Genomic DNA, 19054 nt, shown 5'->3' on the forward strand with positions numbered 1-19054 from the left:
ACGCGCGAGCTGGTCAAGGCCAGGCACCGGCCGGTGGTGTTCATCACCTCGAACAACGAGAAGGAGCTGCCCGACGCCTTCCTGCGCCGCTGCTTCTTCCACTACATCAAGTTCCCCGATGCCGAGACGATGCAGAAGATTGTCGACGTGCACTTCCCCGGCCTGCGCAAGGAACTGCTGGGCGTGGCAATGAAGACCTTCTACGACGTGCGCAACCTGCCCGGGCTGAAGAAGAAGCCCAGCACCAGCGAGCTGATCGACTGGCTCAAGCTGCTGGTCGCCGAGGACATTCCGCTCGAGGCACTGCAGAGCAAGGACGAGAAGGTCTCGGTGCCGCCGCTGGTCGGCGCGCTGCTGAAGAACGAACAGGACGTCACGCTGTTCGAGAAGCTGGTGTTCATGCAAAAGCACAACCGCTGACCGATGATCAACGTCCAACCGGTCACGCTCGAGCGCGGCCCCGTGCGGCTGGTACCGCTGGGCCTGGAACATGAGGAAGGCCTGGCCGCCGCGGCCGCCGATGGCGAGCTGTGGCGCCTGCGCGTGACCTCGGTGCCCGAGCCTGGCCAGACCCGCGCCTACATCGAGACCGCGCTGGCCATGCGCCAGGCCGGCAGCCGTCTGGCCTTCGCGGTGCTGGACGCGCTAACGGGCGATGTGATCGGCAGCAGCAGCTACCACGACATCGTGCCCGCGGTCGACCGTCTCGAGATCGGCTACACCTGGTACGCCAGGAGCCGCCAGCGCAGCGCGGTCAACACCACCGCGAAGTGGCTGCTGATGCAGCACGCCTTCGAGACCCTGGGCGCGCAGCTGGTGGGCTGGCGTACCGACAACTACAACTTCGCCAGCCAGGCCGCGATCGAGCGCCTGGGCGCCCGGAAGGATGGCGTGCTGCGCCACCATGCGCTGCGGCGCGACGGCACGGTGCGCGACACCGTGATGTACAGCCTGGCCGCCGGCGAGTGGCCCGAGGTGAAAGCCCACCTCGAATACCTGTTGAACAAGCCGCGTTGAGCCTCGCGCGGCCGACGGAGAACAACACGACATGGCCCGCAAGAAGAACATCACCGTCGACGACCTCTGGCGCCTGGAGCGCCTGGGCAGCCCCAGCCTCGCGCCGGACGGCGCGCATGCGGTGGTGGCCGTCACCCGGTACTCGATGGCCGACAACAAGTCCGCCAGCAGCCTGTGGCTGCTGTCGACCCTGGGCGGCGAGCCGCGCCAGCTCACCCAGTGCGGCGACAAGGACGGACAGCCCCGCTGGTCGCCGCACGGCGACCGCATCGGCTTCACCGCGCGGCGCGAGCAGCAGGGCCACAAGGACGAGGAAGCGCAGTTCTACGTGATCCCGCCCGACGGCGGCGAGGCACGGCGCGTGGGCGAAGTGTCCACCGGCGTCGAGGCCTTCAAGTGGTGCCCGGACGGCCAGCGCATCGTCTTCGTCTCCTGGGTCTGGCCCGGGCTCAAGGGCAGCAAGGCGCAGGCCAAGGCGCTGAAGGACTTCAAGGAACGCAAGGAAACCGGCTACGCCACCAGCGAGGCCTTCTACCGCTACTGGGACCACTTCGTGCCGATGGGCCGCGTGGCCCACCTGCACCTGATGGACATTGCCACCGGCAAGGTGCGCGACCTGTTCGAGGGCACGGCCTACGAGCTCTCGCGCGGCGAGCCCGATGCCAACACCTTCGACATCTCGCCCGACGGGCGGCGCCTGGTGTTCGCCTACGACCCCGCGCCCGAGAAGCGCACCGACGGCCGCCATGCGCTGGCCGAGGTCGACCTGCGCTCGGGCCGCATCACCCCGATCGCGCTCGATCCCGAGTGGGACTTCTCCGCCCCGCGCTACAGCCCGGATGGCGACCGCATCGCCTTCATCGCCAGCCACCAGGGCCGCAAGCACACGATGCCCGGCCACCTGGCGCTGTGGGAGCGCGGCGCCGGCCACGAGGTGCTCAGCGCCGCCTGGGACCACGACGTGCACGCCCCGCTGCTGTGGGAGGAAGACGGCCAGGCCGTGCTGCTGGCCACCGAGCAGAAGGGGCGCCGCCACCTGTGGCGCTTCGACCTGCCGGACCAGCGGGCCGAGATCGTCGTCGAAGGCGGCTGGGTCACCAGCTTCGACAAGGTGGCCGGCACGCTGGTGACGCTGGCCGATGCGGCCGACCATCCCAGCCGCATGCACGCGCACCTGCCGGGACAGCCGGCGCGCCGCATCGAGCGCTTCAACGACGCGCTGCTGGCCACGCTGGACCTCGGCCGCCACGAGGAGACCTGGGTCGACGGCGCGCTGGGCGACAAGGTACAGGTGTGGCTGTTCTACCCGCCCGGCTTCGACCCCAAGAAGAAGTACCCGCTGATGCAGGTCATCCACGGCGGGCCGCACACCTCGGTCGGCGACAACTGGCACTACCGCTGGAACAACAAGGCCTTCGCGGCCCAGGGCTACGTGGTGGCGGTGGTCAACTACCACGGCTCCTCGGGCTTCGGCCATGTCTTCCTCGACAGCATCACGCACCGCTGGGGCGAGCTCGAGCTGCAGGACATCGAGGCCGCGACCGATGCGCTGCTGAAGAAGCGCTTCATCGACAAGACCCGCGTCTATGCCACCGGCGGCAGCTACGGCGGCTACATGGTGGCGTGGATGAACGCGCATGTGAAGGCCGGGCGCTACGCGGCCTACGTCTGCCACGCCGGCTGCTTCGACTGGGTGGCGATGTTTGCCGACGATGCCTGGTCCTGGCATGCCAAGGAACTGGGCGCCTGGTACTGGGACGACATGGCCCGCGTCCATGCGCAGAGCCCGCATGCGCATGCCGGCCAGATGCGCACGCCCACGCTGGTGATCCACGGCGCGCTCGACTACCGCGTGCCCGATGCCCAGGGCCTGGCCTACTACAACACGCTGAAGGCGCTGAAGGTCGATGCGCGGCTGCTGTGGTTCCCGGACGAGAACCACTGGATCCTCAAGCCGCGCAACAGCCAGGTCTGGTACCGCGAGTTCTTCGATTGGCTCAAGCAGCACGGCGGCTGAGCTCGCCCGTCGCCGGGCGGGTTCAGCCGAACAGCGCGCCCAGGTCCATGTCGCCCGACTGCTGGGCCGCGATGCGGCGGTTCAGCTTGTCGAGCCGGCGGTTCATGAACAGCGTGAAGTAGGCGTGGCTGTCGGCGTTGAGCATCGCCTCCTGCGGGGTGATGCCGGGCTGCTCGTAGTTGCGGCCGTCCGAGCTGAAGTAGCCCTTGTCGCCGTGGTCGCGCAGGTTCGAGAACTTGTGGCCGGCCTCGTGCACCAGCGTGATGGTGGCCATCTCCGGATCGTCCAGGATCGAGGGGCTGAGGTGGATCTCGCCGCGCCGTGCAATGGCGTTGTCCTTGGCATCGTGGAACTGCGCCCCGTAGACCAGGTGCTTGCGGCCCGAGTAGTAGCGGCGCACGTAGCCCAGCGCCCCGTCGTCTTCCAGCAGCTTGATGCCCAGCACCTGGTCGCTCAGCCCGCGCAGGATGTTGCTGTTGACGGCCCGCAGCGTGTTCAGCGCGTTGGCGTCCGGTGCCGCGCGGAACACGTGCCGGAAGGCCGAGGCCATCTGCGCATCGCCGCCCACATGCAGGAACGGCGGCACGTTCATCAGCCACTGGCGCGCGCGCAGCAGGGCCTGCTGCACCAGCAGCGGATAGCGCGCGTTGCCGCGGCCCATCACCTGGCGCACCTCCAGGCGGGTGCCACCGACGAACAAGGTGGTGCTGAGGTACAGATGCTTGCTCATGCGGAAGTCTCCTGGGCGGGTGAAGGGAGGACGGCGGCCGCCGTGCGGCGCTCGGCCCTTCAGTGACCCCGGCAGCGGACCGGTTCCAAGAGCCTGGTGCCGGATCGGCCCGGGCGTGACGGAGGTCACGCCGGAGGCCTGCAGCGCGCCCGGCCCTGGATGCCCGGCAGGCGCTGGACGCCCTGAATGCGCGTTAGGTGGCCAGTGGCCGTCAGGTGGCCAGGCGCGCCACCACGGTGCGGTTGCGGCCGTTGTGCTTGGCCTGGTAGAGCGCCCGGTCGGCGCGCTCCAGCACGTGGCCGGGAGCCTCGTCGGCGTCCTGGCACATCGCCGCGCCGATCGAGACCGTCAGCCGGATCGGCTGGTCACGCCAGGTGGTCTCGGCATCGCCCAGCATCTGGCGCAGCCGCTCGGCGGCCCGGCGCAGCGTCATCGGCTCGGCGCGCGGCAGCAGCACGCCGAACTCCTCGCCGCCCAGGCGGCCGATCACGTCGACCTCGCGCGCCGACGCGGTGAGCACCTGCGCCACCGTCAGCAGCACCGCGTCGCCGGCGGCGTGGCCCATCGTGTCGTTGATCTTCTTGAAGTGGTCGATGTCGATCATCAGCACGCCGAAGGGTTCGCCGAAGCGGCCCAGCCAGCGGTGCTGCGCCTCGAGCTGGCGGTTCCACTCGGCGCGGTTGTACAGCCCGGTCAGTGCATCGCGCTGCGACAGGTGCCGCAGCTTGCGCACCATGCGCTGCACCGCCATCACCAGCAGGCTGCCGTGCTGCAGCAGCGTGAGCAGCAGGATCAGCAGCGCCGAGGCCACGTTCAGCGGCGAGTCCTCGGTCAGCGGCTTCAGCAGCGGCGGCCACTGCAGCATGCCGGTGCCCAGGCGCAGCAGGTACATCGCGATGCAGGCCACCTGCGGCGACACCAGCAGAAAGGCCGACAGCTCGCCGAACTCTCGCCGCAGCGCCGGATAGCTCATCAGGCTCGTCCGCAGCAGGCCCCACAGCATGCCCAGACTGGTGGCCAGCACCTGCAGCGTGGCCGCATGCGGCGGCGGCAGCAGCAGCGCCAGCAGGTTCGTGAGGCCCACCACCGCCAGCACGACGATCATCTCGCCGTCCGCCGCCTCCAGGCGCAGGAACAGCAGCACGCCGCGGCGCATGATCAGCAGCGCCGCCACGGCCAGCCCGTTGGCCACCGCCATCGCCAGCCAGTCCGGCGCCACGCCGCGCGTCAGCATCAGGGCCAGGCACAGCGCGCCCAGCAGGGCCGAGTAGCACCAATGCCGCGATGCGCGGCGCGACAGGTGCAGCGCCCTCGCCGCCATGGCCCAGCCCGCGCCGGCGGCCAGCAGCAGCAGCAGCAGCGTGAGCACGGTGAGGGCGACGTTTCCCAGCATCGTCGGGTCATCGGTCGGCGAATTGACAACTTGAGACAATTCGCCGGCCGGCGACGGTGGCACAGGACGTCACCCCGCGTCACCGTGAAGACTGCACGGCCCGCGCCATGCGGCTATGCTCGACCCTCAGTCCCCCCTGACCGGACCCCTGCCATGCTGATCAACTTCTTCTACACGCTGCGCGCGGCCAAGCTGCCGGTCTCGGTCAAGGAGTACCTGACCCTGCTGGAGGCCATCCGCGCCGAAGTGATCGGCCCCTCGGTCGACGAGTTCTACTACCTGGCCCGCACCGCGCTGGTGAAGGACGAGGCCCACTTCGACAAGTTCGACCGCGCCTTCGGCGCCTACTTCAAGGGCGTGGAGATGCTGGTCGACTTCACGAAGGAAGTGCCGCTGGACTGGCTGCGCAAGAACCTCGAGCTCGAGCTCACGCCCGAGCAGAAGGCGCTGATCGAGAAGATGGGCTGGGACGAGTTGATGGCCACCCTGAAGAAGCGCTTCGAGGAGCAGAAGGAGCGCCACGAAGGCGGCAACAAGTGGATCGGCACCGGCGGCACCAGCCCGTTCGGCGCCTATGGCCAGAACCCGCAGGGCATCCGCATCGGCCAGGACAAGGGCCGCAACAAGAGCGCAGTGAAGGTCTGGGACCAGCGCGCCTACAAGGACTACGACGACACGCTGGAACTCGGCACCCGCAACATCAAGGTGGCGTTGCGCCGGCTGCGGCGCTTCGCGCGCGAGGGTGCCGAGACCGAGCTCGACCTCGACGACACCATCCACAGCACCGCCGCCAATGCCGGCATGCTCGACATCAAGCTGGTGCCCGAGCGCCACAACAAGGTCAAGGTGCTGCTGCTGATGGACGTGGGCGGCACGATGGACGAGCACATCCACCGCGTCGAGGAACTGTTCTCGGCCACCAAGAGCGAGTTCAAGCACCTCGAGTTCTATTACTTCCACAACTGCGTCTACGACTTCATGTGGAAGAACAACCGCCGCCGCTTCAGCGAGAAGACGGCCACCTGGGACATCATCCGCAAGTACAACAAGGACTACAAGCTGATCTTCGTCGGCGACGCGACGATGAGCCCCTACGAGATCCTGCAGCCCGGCGGCAGCGTCGAATACAACAACGAGGAGCCCGGCGCCGAGTGGCTGCAGCGCCTGACCCATGCCTTCCCGAAGTTCGCCTGGATCAACCCCGAGCCGCAGGGCGTGTGGCAGTACCGCCAGAGCATCTCCATCATCCAGCAGCTGACGAACAACCGCATGTTCCCGCTGACGCTGGCCGGGCTCGAAGGGGCGATGCGGCTGCTGAGCAAGTGACGCGCCGGCTGGCCCGCGCGCTGTTGCTGGGGCTGGCGTCGCTGTGCGGCGCCTGCGGCCTGATCGCACCGAAGCCTGACACCACCGCGCCCGCTGCCGCGGCCGCTGCGGCCGGCCCGCCACCGCTGAAGCTGCAGGTCGACGCGCCCTCGACGCTGAAGGCCCTGCTCGAGCAGCACCTGGACCTGGCCCGTCTGGCCGCGATGCGCAGCGACGAGACGCTGGACGACAGCGAGTGGGCCCGCCTGATTGCCGCCACGCCGGCGCAGGCGCGCGAGCTGCTGCAGACCGAAGGCTTCTTCGAGGCCGAGGTGAAGGTGCAGCGCGACCCCGGCAACCCGCCCACCGTGCGGGTGATCGTCACGCCAGGTCCGCGGGTCGAGGTGCGATCGCTGCAATTGAAGATCGAGGGGCCGCTTGGCGATCGACTCGCTGCCGCCGACCCCGCCGCGCAGGCGCTGCAGGCCCAGATCCGCGCGGCGGGCCCGCTGCACGAAGGCAGCGCCTTCCGCAACCCCGACTGGTCGGACACCAAGCTGCAGATGCTCGCGAAGCTGCGCGCCGCCGGCCATGCCGCCGCCACGCTGCGCGACAGCCGGGCCGACATCGACGTGCCGAGCCATGGCGCCAGCCTGGCGGTGGCGGTCGACAGCGGGCCCTTGTTCGTCGCCGGCCCGGTGCAGGTGGAAGGGCTGAAGCTGCACGACGAACGCACCGTGCAGCGCCTGGCCGGCTTCAAGCCCGGCACGCCGCTGACCGAAGCGCTGCTGCTGGACTACCAGGACCGGCTGCTGAAGAGCAATCTGTTCGAGACCGCCACCGTCACCTTCGACGCCGACCCGGCACAGGCCGCCGCCGCGCCGGTGCGGGTGCGCGTCAGCGAGCTGCCGCTGCAGCAGGCCACGCTCGGCGCCGGCTACAGCGGCAACACCGGGCCGCGCGCCTCGGCCGAGCACACGCACCGCCGCCCCTTCGGCTGGCCGATCACCAGCTACAACAAGCTCGAATGGGGCCGCGATGCGCAGACCCTCACCACCGACCTGTACAGCCACCCGGGCGAGAACTTCGGCCGCAACCTGCTGGGCGTGCAGGTCGAGCGCGTGCGCGGCGACCAGGACGTGGTGCTCTCGCAGCGCCTGCGCCTGGGCCGCAGCACCGACACGCCGAAGGCCGAGCGCCTGTACTTCGGCGAGATGCTGCGCTCGCGCCAGAGCCTGAACGCCACCGGCGAGGTGGTCGATGCGCGCGCCCTCAGTGCCAACGCGCACATGGTGCTGCGCCGGCTGGACAGCGCGCTGCTGCCCACGCGCGGCTTCAGCCTGTCGCTGCAGCTGGGCGCTGGCCAGGCCAGCAGCAACACCGGCGAGCGCGGGCCCTTCGGCCGTGTCTACGGCCGCCTCACCACCTATTGGCCGTTAGGCGCGCAGTGGTACGGCACCGCGCGCGTCGAGGCCGGCCAGATCGTCAAGCGCGACGCGGTGATCGTGCCCGACGCGCTGGGCTTCCGCGCCGGCGGCGACGACTCGGTGCGCGGCTATGCCTACCGCACGCTGGCGCCTGAGCGCGACGGCCACATCGTCAGCGGCAACGTGCTGCTGACCGGCAGCGCCGAACTGGCCCGGCCCATCTCCGACCGCCTGCCCTCGGTGTGGGGCGCCGTGTTCGTCGATGCCGGCCGCGCCGCCGACAGCTGGAAGGACTACAAGCCGGCGCTGGGCTACGGCGTCGGCCTGCGCTGGCGCAGCCCGATCGGCCCGCTGCGCGCCGACCTGGCCTGGGGCGACGAGCTGCGCCGGCTGCGGCTGCACCTGTCCGTGGGCATCACCTTCTGAACGCGATGGCCGACGAGACCACGCCTGCATCGCCCGCCCCCGCGGCGGCCGCCCCGCCGCCGCGCCGGCGGCGCCGCTTCCTGCTGTGGACGCTGGCGCTGCTGGCCGTGCTGTGCCTCGTCACCGCGGCCGGCCTGTACGGCCTGTGGCAATCGACCGCCACGCTGGCCTGGGGCCTGGCCCGCGTGCCGGGCTTGCAGGTGCAGGGCGTGCGCGGCAGCCTGGCCGCAGGCCGGCTCGAGATCGACCAGCTCGACTGGGCCGGCGACAGCGGCCGGCTGCAGCTGCAGGGCCTGGTGGCCGACGGGATCGCCTGGCCCGGGTTCGGCGATCGCCTGCGCATCGGCCAGCTGCGCGCGCGCCTGCTGGTGTGGCACAGCGGCCCGCCGGCCAAGACGCCGCCGCAGCCGCCCACCGACCTGCGGCTGCCGCTGGCGCTGGACCTGCCGGCGTTGCGCATCGACCGGCTGCAGATCGACACGCTGCCGCCGCTGCTGGCGCTGCAGGCCGGGCTGAGCTTGGGCGCCGAGGGCGGTCGCGAGCACCGCGTCGACGCGCTGCAGTTGGACTGGGAACAGGCCCGGCTGCACGGCAGCGCGCGCCTCGGCAGCACCGGCACGCTGCCGTTGCAGGCGCAGCTGCAGGCCGAGTCGATCGGCGCCCGGCGCTGGCGGGCCGACGCCGAGGCGAGCGGCCCGCTCAGCGCGCTGGTGCTGCAGCTGAAGGCCGCGGGCGAGCCCGAGCCCGGCCATGCGGCGCCGACCCTGCAGGCCAGCGCCCGGCTCGCCCCCTTCGCCGCCTGGCCGCTGGCCGCGCTGCGCGTCAGCACGCAGCAGCTCGACCTGGCCGCGCTGTCGGCCCGCCTGCCGCAGACGGCGCTGGCCGGCCAGGCCGAGCTGCAGTCGAGCGGACTGGACCGGCCGGCGCGCCTCGACCTGCAGCTGGCCAATGCCCTGCCCGGCCGCTGGGACGCGCAGCGCCTGCCGCTGAAGCAGATCACGCTGGTGGCCGGCGGCGAGCTGCGCCGCACCGACCAGCTCGACCTGCAGCAGTTCGAGGTCGCCCTGGCCGATGAGCAGGCCAGCGCCGGCACGCTGCGCGGCAGCGGCCGCTGGCAAGGCGAGCGGCTGTCGCTGGCGCTGCAGCTCGATGGCCTGCAGCCGGCGCGGCTGGACGCGCGGGCGGCGCCGGTGCGGCTCAGCGGGCCGCTCACCTTGAGCGTCAGCAACCTGCCGTGGCCGGCCGCTGCAACACCGGCGGCCGCAGCATCAGCGCCGCCCTCCGCGGCATCGGCGCCGGCCGGCCCGGCGCCCGGCCCGCAGGTCGCGGTGCAGGCCCGGCTCGCCGGCCAGGGGCTCGACGGCAGCGGCGGTCCGGTGCAGCTCACCCTCGAGGCCGACGGGGACGCCCAGCGCTGGCGGCTGAAGCGCGCCGAGGCCAGCGCCGGCGCCGCGCGGGCCTCGGCCAGCGGCGAAGCACAGCGCGCCGGCAACGGCTGGCAGCTGGCGCTGAAGACCGCCTTCGCGCAATTCGACCCCCTGCCCTGGTGGCGCGGCGACGCTCAGTCGCCCTGGCGCCGCGGCCCGCACCGGCTGAACGGCACCGCCGAGGCCCGGCTGCTGTGGCCTGACGCCCCGGCCGGCGGACGGCCCCGGCCGCCGCTGTCACGCGGCACCGGCAGTGCGCAGCTGACGCTGGCCGACAGCCAGCTGGCCGGCGTGCCGGTGTCCGGCCAGCTGAGCCTGGACCTGCAGGATGCACGGCTGAGTGTCGACGCCCGCTGGCAGGCCGCCGGCAACCGGCTGGTCGCCACGGGCCAGTGGCAGGACAGCGCGATGCCGGAGGCCCGCCAGCGCGCCACGCTGCAGCTGCAGGCGCCGGCGCTGGCCGCCATGGCGCCGGTGATGCGCCTGGTGGCTGCCACCGCGCCTGAACTGGCCGGCTGGCTGCCCAGCGCCGGCACGCTGGAGGCCGAGGCCAGCCTCGACGCGCACTGGCCCGCCTGGCGCAGCAGCGGCCAGGCCCGCGCACGCGGCCTGCGCAGCCCGCGCGGCGCGCTCGACCAGGCCGACCTGAGCTGGACCGGCAGCGAGCAGCCCGAAGCCCCGCTGGCGCTGAAGTTCGAGGCCCGCGGCATGCGCCTGGACGACCTGCCGGTCGACCGCGTCGACGCGCAACTCAGCGGCAGCCTGCGCCAGCACCAGCTGAAGTTCATGGCCGACAGCCCCGCGCGCCCGCCGGCCTGGTCCGAGTCGCTGATCGGCCCGGTCGGCAGCGGCACCCGCATCGACGCCGAGCTCCGCGGCGCTTGGCAGCACCTGCCGGACAGTTCCAGCCGCTGGCAGCTGCAGGGCCTGCAACTGCGCGGCGGCTCGCGGGATACGCCGTCCGGCAGCGCCCCGTGGCTGACGCTGGCCGATGTGTCCGGCGAGCTGAGCCTGGATGCCGCGGGCCAGCCCCAGGCCCTGCAGCTGGCGCCCGGCCGCGTGCAACTGCTGGGGGCGGCGCTGCGCTGGCGCGAAGCGCGCTGGCAGGCCGCCGCAGCCCAGCAGCTCACGGTGGCCGCCGAGCTGGAGACCATCGACGTCGCGCGCTGGCTGCAGCGGCTGCAGCCCACCATGGGCTGGAGCGGCGACCTCAGCGTGGGCGGCCGCATCGACATCCGCGCCGCCGAGCAGGTCGACGCCGACATCGTGCTCCAGCGCCTGGGCGGCGACCTGGCGATCACCGACGAACTCGGCAATCGCCAGGCGCTGGGCCTGGAGGAATTGCGCCTGGGCCTGGGCGTGCACGACGGCTTGTGGCAGTTCGCCCAAGGCCTGGCCGGCCGCCAGGTGGGCCAGATCGCCGGTGCGCAGGTGATCCGCAGCAAGCCCGCCAGCCGCTGGCCGGAGCCGGACGCGCCGATGCAGGGCGTGCTGCAGGCGCATGTGGCCAACCTCGGCATCTGGGGCGCCTGGGTGCCGCCGGGCTGGCGCCTGGCCGGCGAGCTGCGCACCACGGCCACCCTGTCCGGCAAGTTCAAGGGACCCGAGCTGCGCGGCGAGCTGCGCGGCAGCGGGCTGGGCGTGCGCAACCTGCTGGCCGGCGTCAACGTCAGCGACGGCGAGCTGGCGATCACGCTGGCCGGCGACCAGGCCAAGGTCGAGCGCTTCGATTTCCGCGGCGGCGACGGCCGGCTGAGCCTCAGCGGCGGCGCCCAGCTGGGCGCCCAGCCCAGCGCGCAGCTGCAGCTGGTGGCCGAGCACTTCCGCGTGCTGGGCCGCATCGACCGCCGCGTGGTGGCCAGCGGCCAGGCCGCGCTGAAGCTCGATGCCACGCGCCTGCAGCTCGACGGCCAGGTCAGCATCGACGAAGGCCTGATCGACCTGAGCCAGGGCGACGCGCCACGCCTGGACAGCGACGTGCAGGTGCTGCGGGCGCCGCCGCCCGCCTCGGCACCGATGGCCGCCCTGCCGCCGGCCGCGGCCGCCTCGGCCAACGCCGCGGCGGCGGCCGCCCGCCCCGCCCCGGCGGGCCCGCTGCGCAATGCCCAGGTGGACCTGCGCGTCGACCTGGGGCAGAAGCTGCAGCTGCGCGGCCGTGGCATCGACACCGGCCTGCGCGGCGAGCTGCGCGTCAGCAGCCCGGGCGGCAAGCTGGCGCTCAACGGCAGCGTCACCACCCATGGTGGCACCTACGCCGCCTACGGCCAGAAGCTGGAAATCTCGCGCGGAGAAATCGTCTTCACCGGCTCGATGGACAACCCGCGGCTTGACGTGCTGGCCATACGCCCCAACCTCGACGTGATCGTCGGCGTCAGCGTGGCGGGCAACGCGCAGAACCCGCGCGTGCGGCTGACCAGCGAGCCGGAGATGGCCGAGTTCGACAAGCTCTCGTGGCTGGTGCTCGGCCGCGGCCCGGAAGGCCTGGGCCGCACCGACACCGCGCTGCTGCAGCGCGCCGCCGTCGCGCTGCTGGCCGGCAGCAACGAGAAGGGGCCGACCGACAAGCTGATCGAATCGCTGGGCCTGACCGATTTCTCGCTGCGCCAGACCGACGGCGAGGTGCGCGAAACCGTCGTCAGCCTGGGCCGGCAGCTGTCCCGCCGCTGGTACGTGGGCTACGAGCGCAGCGTCAATGCCACCACCGGCACCTGGCAGCTGATCTACCGCGTGGCCCGCCGCTTCACGCTGCGCGCGCAGTCCGGCAGCGAGAACTCGGTGGACATGATCTGGTCCTGGCGCTGGTGAACCGGGGCCGCCGCTGGTGCGAGAATGCCGCTCCGCCGCCGCCGTAGTTCAATGGATAGAACGAGCGCCTCCTAAGCGCTAGATACAGGTTCGATTCCTGTCGGAGGCGCCACTAGCCGCGGCGCTTTACACGACTTTGCAGAGTCCACCACTGCAGGTTGTGCAACTTTCAGTCAGTGCCCACACTCCGAATCGAGGCGCGGTCTTATACTCGATCGCGTCGTTCGTGGATGGCAGCACAGCGCTGCCAAAGGTGGGTGAAGATGGGTCGCAAACTCAAGGTCGCAGGCTTGATCACGCTGGGCGCGGTGGCTGGGGCGTTGACGACGATCCAGTTCCAGGCCTTCGCGCGCAGTGCCTCTCTGTCGCCGCTGCCGCTGGAAGAAATGCAGCAACTGGCCGCTGTCTTCGGCGCCATCAAGAGCGACTATGTCGAACCGGTCGACGAGAAGAAGCTGATCTCCGACGCGATCAGCGGCATGGTCTCCGGACTCGATCCGCATTCGCAGTATTTCGACAAGAAGTCGTTCAAGGAATTCCGCGAAGGCACCACCGGCAGGTTCGTCGGTGTCGGCATCGAGATCGGCATGGAAGAAGGCGTGGTCAAGGTCGTCTCGCCGATCGAAGGCTCGCCCGCCTTCCGCGCCGGCCTGAAGAGCGGCGACCTGATCACCAAGATCGACGACACCGCCGTCAAGGGCCTGACGATGGACCAGGCCGTCAAGAAGATGCGCGGCGAGCCCAACACCAAGGTGCAGCTGACCATCTTCCGCAAGGACGAGAACCGCAGCTTCCCGGTGACCATCGTGCGCGAGGAAATCCGCGTGCAGAGCGTGCGCGCCAAGGTCATCGAGCCGGGCTATGCCTGGATCCGCGTCAGCCAGTTCCAGGACCGCACGGTCGAGGACTTCGCCCGCAAGCTCGAAGAGATCTACAAGGCCGAGCCGCACCTGAAGGGCCTGGTGCTCGACCTGCGCAACGATCCCGGCGGCCTGCTCGAAGGCGCGGTGGCCGTCTCGGCGGCTTTCCTGCCGCAGGATGCGGTGGTCGTCAGCACCAAGGGGCAGATCGCCGAGGCCCGCAGCACGCTGAAGGCCGGTCCGGAAGACTACCTGCGCCGCGGCGGCAGCGACCCGCTGAAGCGCCTGCCGGCCGCACTGAAGACGGTGCCGCTGGTGGTGCTGGTGAACGAAGGTTCAGCCTCGGCCAGCGAGATCGTTGCCGGCGCGCTGCAGGACCACAAGCGCGGCATCGTGATGGGCGCGCAGACCTTCGGCAAGGGATCGGTGCAGACCGTGCGCCCGCTGTCGCCGGAAACCGCGCTGAAGATCACCACCGCGCGCTACTACACGCCCAGCGGCCGCTCGATCCAGGCCAAGGGCATCGTGCCCGACGTGTGGCTGGACGAGACCGCCGAAGGCAACGTGTTCGCGGCGCTGCGCCTGCGCGAAGCCGATCTGGAAAAGCACCTGATGAACGGTGACGAGCAGAAGGACGAAGCGCGCGAGAAGGCCCGCGAGGAAGCCCGCAAGAAGCTCGAGGAGCAGGCCGCAAAGAAGGAAGCCCCGAAGCCGCTGCCCGAGTTCGGCACGGCCGCCGACTTCCCGCTCGAGCAGGCGCTGAACCAGCTGAAGGGCAAGCCGGTGGCGGTCAGCAAGTCCGGCATGGAGCGCAAGGCCTCGCTGGAGGTCAGCGTCAACACCACCAAGTAGGCCGGAGCGCCTCAGGCGCCCCGGGGTTGGGCTAAAGCTTCACCGGGCCGTCGGTATTCGCCGACGGCAATGCGGCCGCTTCTCGCGCCTGCTGCTGGCGCGTGCGATCCACGTAGTTGTCGGCCCGCGCCAGCTGGTCGCGGATCATCGCGTTGTTCTGGCCCATCACGTCGATGGCCTTGGCGCGGAAGTTGTCCATCGCGTCCATCGCCTGGAAGGTCTGGTCGAACATCTCCTTCATCTTCTCGATGCCCAGCATCGGGTTCTGCGCGAACTGGGTGGTCTGGTCCACATGCTGGTTCAGCGCGCGGCCGGTCTCGCTGATCAGGTTGCCGATGGTGGCGTTGACGCCCTGCAGCATCTCCATCACGCGGATCTGGTTGCCGGTGGCCCGCGCCACGGTCTGCGCCACGGCCAGTGCGCTCATGCCGGTGGTGGCCACGCGGGTGCAGCCGTTCATCATCTCGCGGCCAGTCTTTTTCAGCACGTCCAGCGCCAGATAGCCGTTGACGCACACCGCCTGCTGGGTCTGGATGTCCTGCAGGTTCTGGCGTGCGTAGAACAACACCTCCTGGCGCAAGGCCTGGGCGCGCTGCGGGTCGGTGCCTTCCAGCGACTTCACCTTCTCCTCGAGCTTCGCGTCCAGCACGGTGGCGAAGCGCGCCGCGGCGGCCAGCTTCTGCATCGCCTCCCACAGCTTGCCGCGCGTGGCCTCGATGTCGACCACGTCCTTCTGCATGTCGTCGCGCGCCGCGTAGAGCTGGCCCATGCTGGTCTTCAGCTGCTCGGCCGCGCTCTGGTACTTGCGGAAGTAGGCCTCGAGCTTGTTGCCGAAGGGGATCAACCCGAGCAGCTTGCGCGGCTGCATCAGGTCGCCGTCGTTGCCGGGATTCAGCTCGTCAAGCTGGGCGCGGATGTCGGCGATCGCCTTGTACGCCGGCGTGTCCTCGATGCCGACGAAATTGCGCTGCATGAAGCGGCCCTGCATCAGGCTGGACGCATTGGACACCTCTTCCTTGCCGAGCGCGAAGGCGCTGTCCAGCCGCGCGCGAAAGGCGTCCGAATGCACGTCCTCGGTGGCCAGCGCGTCGATGAAGCGGATCACCTGGTCGTCGACCTGGCGCTGCAGCTCGGGCTTCAGCGGCACCGCCTCGCGCGCGGTCTCCACCGGCACCGGCTGCACCAGCTCGGGCGGCTCCAGCGTGAAGGCCGGCGCGGCCTTGGTGGCAACGGGATTGGCGGGCAGCGGTTCGTTCATCGCTTGGGCTCCTGGTCCGGCAGCGTGAGGGTGGGGGATTCGGTCGGGGTGTCGGCAGCACCGGGCAGCAGGCCGCGGCCGGCGCCGAACTTTTCCTTCAGGAAGCGCGAATGCACGAGGAAGGCATGCGCGTCCTGGGACGCCAGGTCGTCGCCCAGCTGGTGCACCTTGGCTTCCAGCTCGACGAGCGTGTCCTTGAAGGTGTCCTGTGCGGTCTTGCCGTTCTCCAGCAGCTTGCCGCTGGCATAGGCCGCGGGAATCGACAGGTAGGTGTTCAGCGCCTCGGGCAGGTAGCGGATCGCGATGTGGCGGGCATGGAAGCTATCCTGCAAGGAGAGCGTCCCGCGCGAGCGTTCCCACTGGTCCAGCAGACCCTCCAGCGCGCCGCAAAGCGCCAGCACCCGCGCCTGCAGCGAGGCCGGGATGCGGTTGCCCGGGTTGTGCTCGGTGAGCCGGCGCACGCCGTTCAGCGCGCGTTCCATCGCCTCGTGCGCGTCGCCTTCGTCGTCGAACTGCAGCGCCTCCCATGCAGGCTCCTTGCTCGACGGAAAGCCGAACCACAGGCCGCCGATCACGAAGCCGGCCGCATAGCCCAGCACCGCGAGGCCCAGGCCAAGCGTGCCCAGCAGCCCGGCCGCCTTGAGCCCGAGCACGACGATGGCCGCGGCCAGTCCGCACCAGTTGGCGGGCGAGGCGATCAGCCGGCCGAGCCGGGTACCCGGGCCTTCGCTACTGGTAGGCACGGATGTCCTTGAACACGCTGTACAGCGGCGTCCTGCGCGCGTCGAACACGCGGCCGCCGGTGATCTGCACCAGGCTCTGCAGGTCCTTCTCGCTGGCCTCGCCGAACAGCACCATGAACACCGGGATGCCGCGCACATCCTCCGGCAGCGCCGCGTAGTCGCGCTTGAACTGCTCGAGGTTGCGGCCCTTGTTGTTCTCGCCGTCGGTGAAGGCCACCACCGAATACTGGTACTTCGGGTTCTTCTTCTTCTCGTCGAGCATGTGCCTGAGCGCGTCGTACACCGCGTCGTACAGCGCGGTGCCGCCGGTAAAGTTCAGGTTGTCGGCGAACTCGCGCACCTTGGCCAGCGTCTGCTGCTTCGCGTCGCTGTCGGCCTGCAGTTGCACGCCCTTGGCCACGGCGCTGCCGGCCGGCACCTCGAAGGATGTCAGCCCATACGGCGATTCGGAGAAGGGCTGCAGCCACAGCTTCTCGCGATTGGTCAGCTTCGCGATGCGACCGGTCAGCGAGGCATCCGCCCCGGCGATGTAGTGGATGGCCTGAACCAGCTGCTGGCGCCGGCCGCCGCCCTGCATGCTGCCGCTGGTGTCCAGCACGAAGGTGCTGGCAATGGGCATGCGGAACTCGTTCAGGTAGGCCGCGATCAGGCCATCGGCCAGCGCGCGGTCGGGCGAGAACGGCAGTTCCACCTGCAGCCCGCCCTTGGGCAGCAGGTTCTCGACCTTGGCCGCGATCTCGGGCTTGATCGGCCGGCGCAGCGTTTCCTTCGCCAGCCACAGCTGCGCCGGCTCGCTCTTCAGGTAGTCGACCACCTTCTGGTAGTCCGCCCGGCGTGCATCGTTCAGCAGCATGAACGGGTAGTCGGCGGTGCTCACGCCCTCGTAGGGGTAGATCAGCTGCAGCTTCTCGCGCAGCTTGCCCGAGGCATTCAGGCTCAGCAGCCAGCTCTCGTAGTTGATGAAGCTGTTGACCCGCGTGCCCTGCTGCAGGATGAACTGCTCCGACAGGTAGGTCGAGTTGTCGCCCGGCAGCTTGTAGCCCTTGAGGAAGTCGGCAATCGCGCCGCGGTCGACGTCGGCCGCGGTCAGCGCCTCGGTCTTCTGGCTGGCCGCGGCGACCACGCCCATCAGCGCCATGAAGCCCTGGTTCGAGGTGGCGGGGTTGGACAGCGCGTAGGTCAGCTTGCCGGCTTTCGAGGCCGCGGCAATGTCCTTCCAGGTGAGCTTGGCCGCCACCGCCGGATCGGCCCAGCCGATGCGCCTGGCGTCCGATTCGCTAACGCCGACGACGATCGGCGACAGCGTGATCTTCTCCTGCAGCTTGACGCGCGACTGGCCCTGCGCGTCGCTCAGCAGGTACTTGGCATTGGCAAACCAGGCCGCGTCAGCCTTGGCATTGCCGGTGAGCACGGCCTCGGTGCTTTCCATGGTGCCGCCGAAGCGGAACTTCAGCTTCACGCCGGTGGCCTTGCCGACCATCTCCTCCAGCGGCTGCACGTCCTTCAGGTCGCTGGTGGCCAGCACCGTGAACTCGGCCTGGGCCTGGGCCTGCGGCTGGGCCGCCGGGGCCGGCGGCGGCGCTTCCTTCCTGCCGCAGCCGGCGAGCAGCAGCGCGGCCAGCGGGGCCAGCAGCAGCGCACGACGAAGCCTCATTGCGTCATCTCCTTGGCGACGGTGTCGATCATCTCGGCCATGATCTCGAACGAGGGCGGGTCCACCACCTGCGTCAGCCGCGGCTCCACGGCCAGCCCGGTGGGCTGGATCGCGGCCATGAAGCGCTGTGTGTCGGCAATGCGGAAGCCGTACTCGACCGCGATGCCCTGCAACTCGGCGTCATTGGCCAGCAGTTCGCCCAGTGCCTTGGCACGCTCGTTCATCGAGACGAACACCACCTTGTTGACGATGGTCGGCTGCGGGTACAGCAGCACCATGTCGGCGCCGATGCCCTTCTTGGCCAGCGCGTAGCTGACCAGCTGGTTCTCGTAGATGAAGGCCATCGGCGTCTTGCCGATGCCGATGGCCACGTAGTCGTCGAAATTGCCGTTGACGTAGTTCTCCTGGTAGCCCTGGCGCTTGAACAATTCCACCAGCTTCATCGCCGTCTGCTGCGCGGCGGCGCGTTCGGTGACGATGTCGCCGTTCAGCGCATGGCTGGTCAGGGCCAGGTACATCGCGGCGGAGTTGCTGCGGCGCACGTCGGTGGTCGAGACCAGCACGCTGCGGCTCACGTCATAGGCCGCGGCGTCCTTGAAGTCCTTCCAGCGCTTCTTGGCCAGCATCGTCTCGGTGAGCTTGGCCATGTCGACGCCATAGACCTTGGGGCTCATCGGCTTGGCCAGGCCGTTGGCCACCAGGATCCTGGCGATCGACTCCCACGAGGCGATGACCATCGGCGTGTAGAACGGCGCGGTCTGCGCGGCCGGGATGTTGGCCTTGCGTGCGGCATCGACCACCTGGTTGGCCGCCACCACACCGGAGGGGAACAGGAAGTCCGGCGCCGCGCCGGCCACCACCTTGCCCGCCATCTCGCGGCTGCCCACGCGCACCACGTCCACCGGCAGCTTGTGCGCTGCCAACACGCGGATGACGCGGGGGTCCTTGAAGTAAGGCTCGACATCCAGCGCGATCACGCCCTTGAGCACCGGCGCATTGGCGATCGCCTTGGTCTCCTGCAGCCGGGCCTGGTCTTCGCGCTGGCCGCGCATCGCAAAGAACACCGCCCCACCCAACCCCGCCAGCAGCACCAGCGTTATCAGCGCCCGCATCGTCTTCGACATATCCGGACCCACTCCT

At 70.1% G+C, this 19054-nt stretch carries 13 protein-coding genes and 1 tRNA gene; 8 read left to right on the forward strand and 6 right to left on the reverse strand.

Translation table 11 applies throughout. The features are described 5' to 3' along the window. The 3 genes from ACILR4_RS15470 to ACILR4_RS15480 form a co-directional block, all read left to right on the forward strand. A partial coding sequence (locus tag ACILR4_RS15470; protein ID WP_395701746.1) for an AAA family ATPase occupies positions 1-420 on the forward strand: 420 nt, incomplete at its 5' end. A 3-nt stretch (positions 421-423) separates the two neighbouring features. Beyond that, a complete protein-coding gene (locus ACILR4_RS15475) occupies positions 424-1017 on the forward strand; it encodes a GNAT family N-acetyltransferase (protein ID WP_395701747.1) in 594 nt (197 codons plus the stop codon). A 31-nt stretch (positions 1018-1048) separates the two neighbouring features. Next, the gene (locus ACILR4_RS15480) at positions 1049-3034 is read left to right on the forward strand and encodes a prolyl oligopeptidase family serine peptidase (protein WP_395701748.1); all 1986 of its coding nucleotides are present in this window, start codon (positions 1049-1051) and stop codon (positions 3032-3034) included. A gap of 22 nt (positions 3035-3056) precedes the next feature. Here the strand turns inward: ACILR4_RS15480 and ACILR4_RS15485 are convergent, their stop codons facing one another. Together ACILR4_RS15485 and ACILR4_RS15490 are read right to left on the reverse strand one after the other, a co-directional pair. Then, a complete protein-coding gene (locus tag ACILR4_RS15485; RefSeq protein ID WP_395701749.1) occupies positions 3057-3764 on the reverse strand; it encodes a hypothetical protein in 708 nt (235 codons plus the stop codon). Between the two features lie 211 nt (positions 3765-3975). Continuing rightward, positions 3976-5157, reverse strand: a complete 1182-nt coding sequence (locus tag ACILR4_RS15490; RefSeq protein ID WP_395701750.1) for a GGDEF domain-containing protein — start codon at positions 5155-5157, stop codon at positions 3976-3978. A gap of 153 nt (positions 5158-5310) precedes the next feature. On the opposite strand from ACILR4_RS15490, the gene ACILR4_RS15495 reads away from it, so the two are divergent. The 5 genes from ACILR4_RS15495 to ACILR4_RS15515 all read left to right on the forward strand — a co-directional run bounded on the left by ACILR4_RS15495 (position 5311) and on the right by ACILR4_RS15515 (position 14259). Beyond that, positions 5311-6483, forward strand: a complete 1173-nt coding sequence (locus tag ACILR4_RS15495) for a VWA domain-containing protein (RefSeq protein ID WP_395701751.1) — start codon at positions 5311-5313, stop codon at positions 6481-6483. Further along, positions 6480-8315 (forward strand): autotransporter assembly complex family protein, encoded by a 1836-nt coding sequence (locus ACILR4_RS15500; RefSeq protein WP_395701752.1) that lies wholly within the window; start codon positions 6480-6482, stop codon positions 8313-8315. Before ACILR4_RS15495 ends, ACILR4_RS15500 begins: the two co-directional genes overlap by 4 nt. A 5-nt stretch (positions 8316-8320) precedes the next feature. Continuing rightward, the gene (locus tag ACILR4_RS15505) at positions 8321-12547 is read left to right on the forward strand and encodes a translocation/assembly module TamB domain-containing protein (RefSeq protein ID WP_395701753.1); all 4227 of its coding nucleotides are present in this window, start codon (positions 8321-8323) and stop codon (positions 12545-12547) included. A gap of 37 nt (positions 12548-12584) precedes the next feature. Then, positions 12585-12659 (forward strand) — tRNA-Arg (locus ACILR4_RS15510). Positions 12660-12810: 151 nt separating this feature from the next. Next, positions 12811-14259 (forward strand): S41 family peptidase, encoded by a 1449-nt coding sequence (locus tag ACILR4_RS15515; RefSeq protein ID WP_395701754.1) that lies wholly within the window; start codon positions 12811-12813, stop codon positions 14257-14259. 31 nt (positions 14260-14290) lie between these two features. On the opposite strand, the gene ACILR4_RS15520 is transcribed toward ACILR4_RS15515, so the two are convergent. Genes ACILR4_RS15520 through ACILR4_RS15535 form a run of 4 tightly spaced genes read right to left on the reverse strand, consistent with a single transcriptional unit; the run spans position 14291 to position 19038 of the window. Continuing rightward, on the reverse strand, positions 14291-15517 hold the full coding sequence (locus ACILR4_RS15520; RefSeq protein ID WP_395701755.1) for a toxic anion resistance protein: 1227 nt from the start codon (positions 15515-15517) through the stop codon (positions 14291-14293). After that, positions 15514-16260 (reverse strand): hypothetical protein, encoded by a 747-nt coding sequence (locus tag ACILR4_RS15525; RefSeq protein WP_395701756.1) that lies wholly within the window; start codon positions 16258-16260, stop codon positions 15514-15516. The genes ACILR4_RS15520 and ACILR4_RS15525 overlap by 4 nt, the downstream gene beginning before the upstream one ends. Next, on the reverse strand, positions 16247-17914 hold the full coding sequence (locus tag ACILR4_RS15530) for a VWA domain-containing protein (RefSeq protein ID WP_395701757.1): 1668 nt from the start codon (positions 17912-17914) through the stop codon (positions 16247-16249). The genes ACILR4_RS15525 and ACILR4_RS15530 overlap by 14 nt, the downstream gene beginning before the upstream one ends. Then, a complete protein-coding gene (locus ACILR4_RS15535) occupies positions 17911-19038 on the reverse strand; it encodes a hypothetical protein (RefSeq protein WP_395701758.1) in 1128 nt (375 codons plus the stop codon). Before ACILR4_RS15535 ends, ACILR4_RS15530 begins: the two co-directional genes overlap by 4 nt. Positions 19039-19054 lie beyond the last annotated feature (16 nt).

This window comes from Aquabacterium sp., from assembly GCF_044226965.1.
Classification (GTDB): domain Bacteria; phylum Pseudomonadota; class Gammaproteobacteria; order Burkholderiales; family Burkholderiaceae_C; genus Pseudaquabacterium.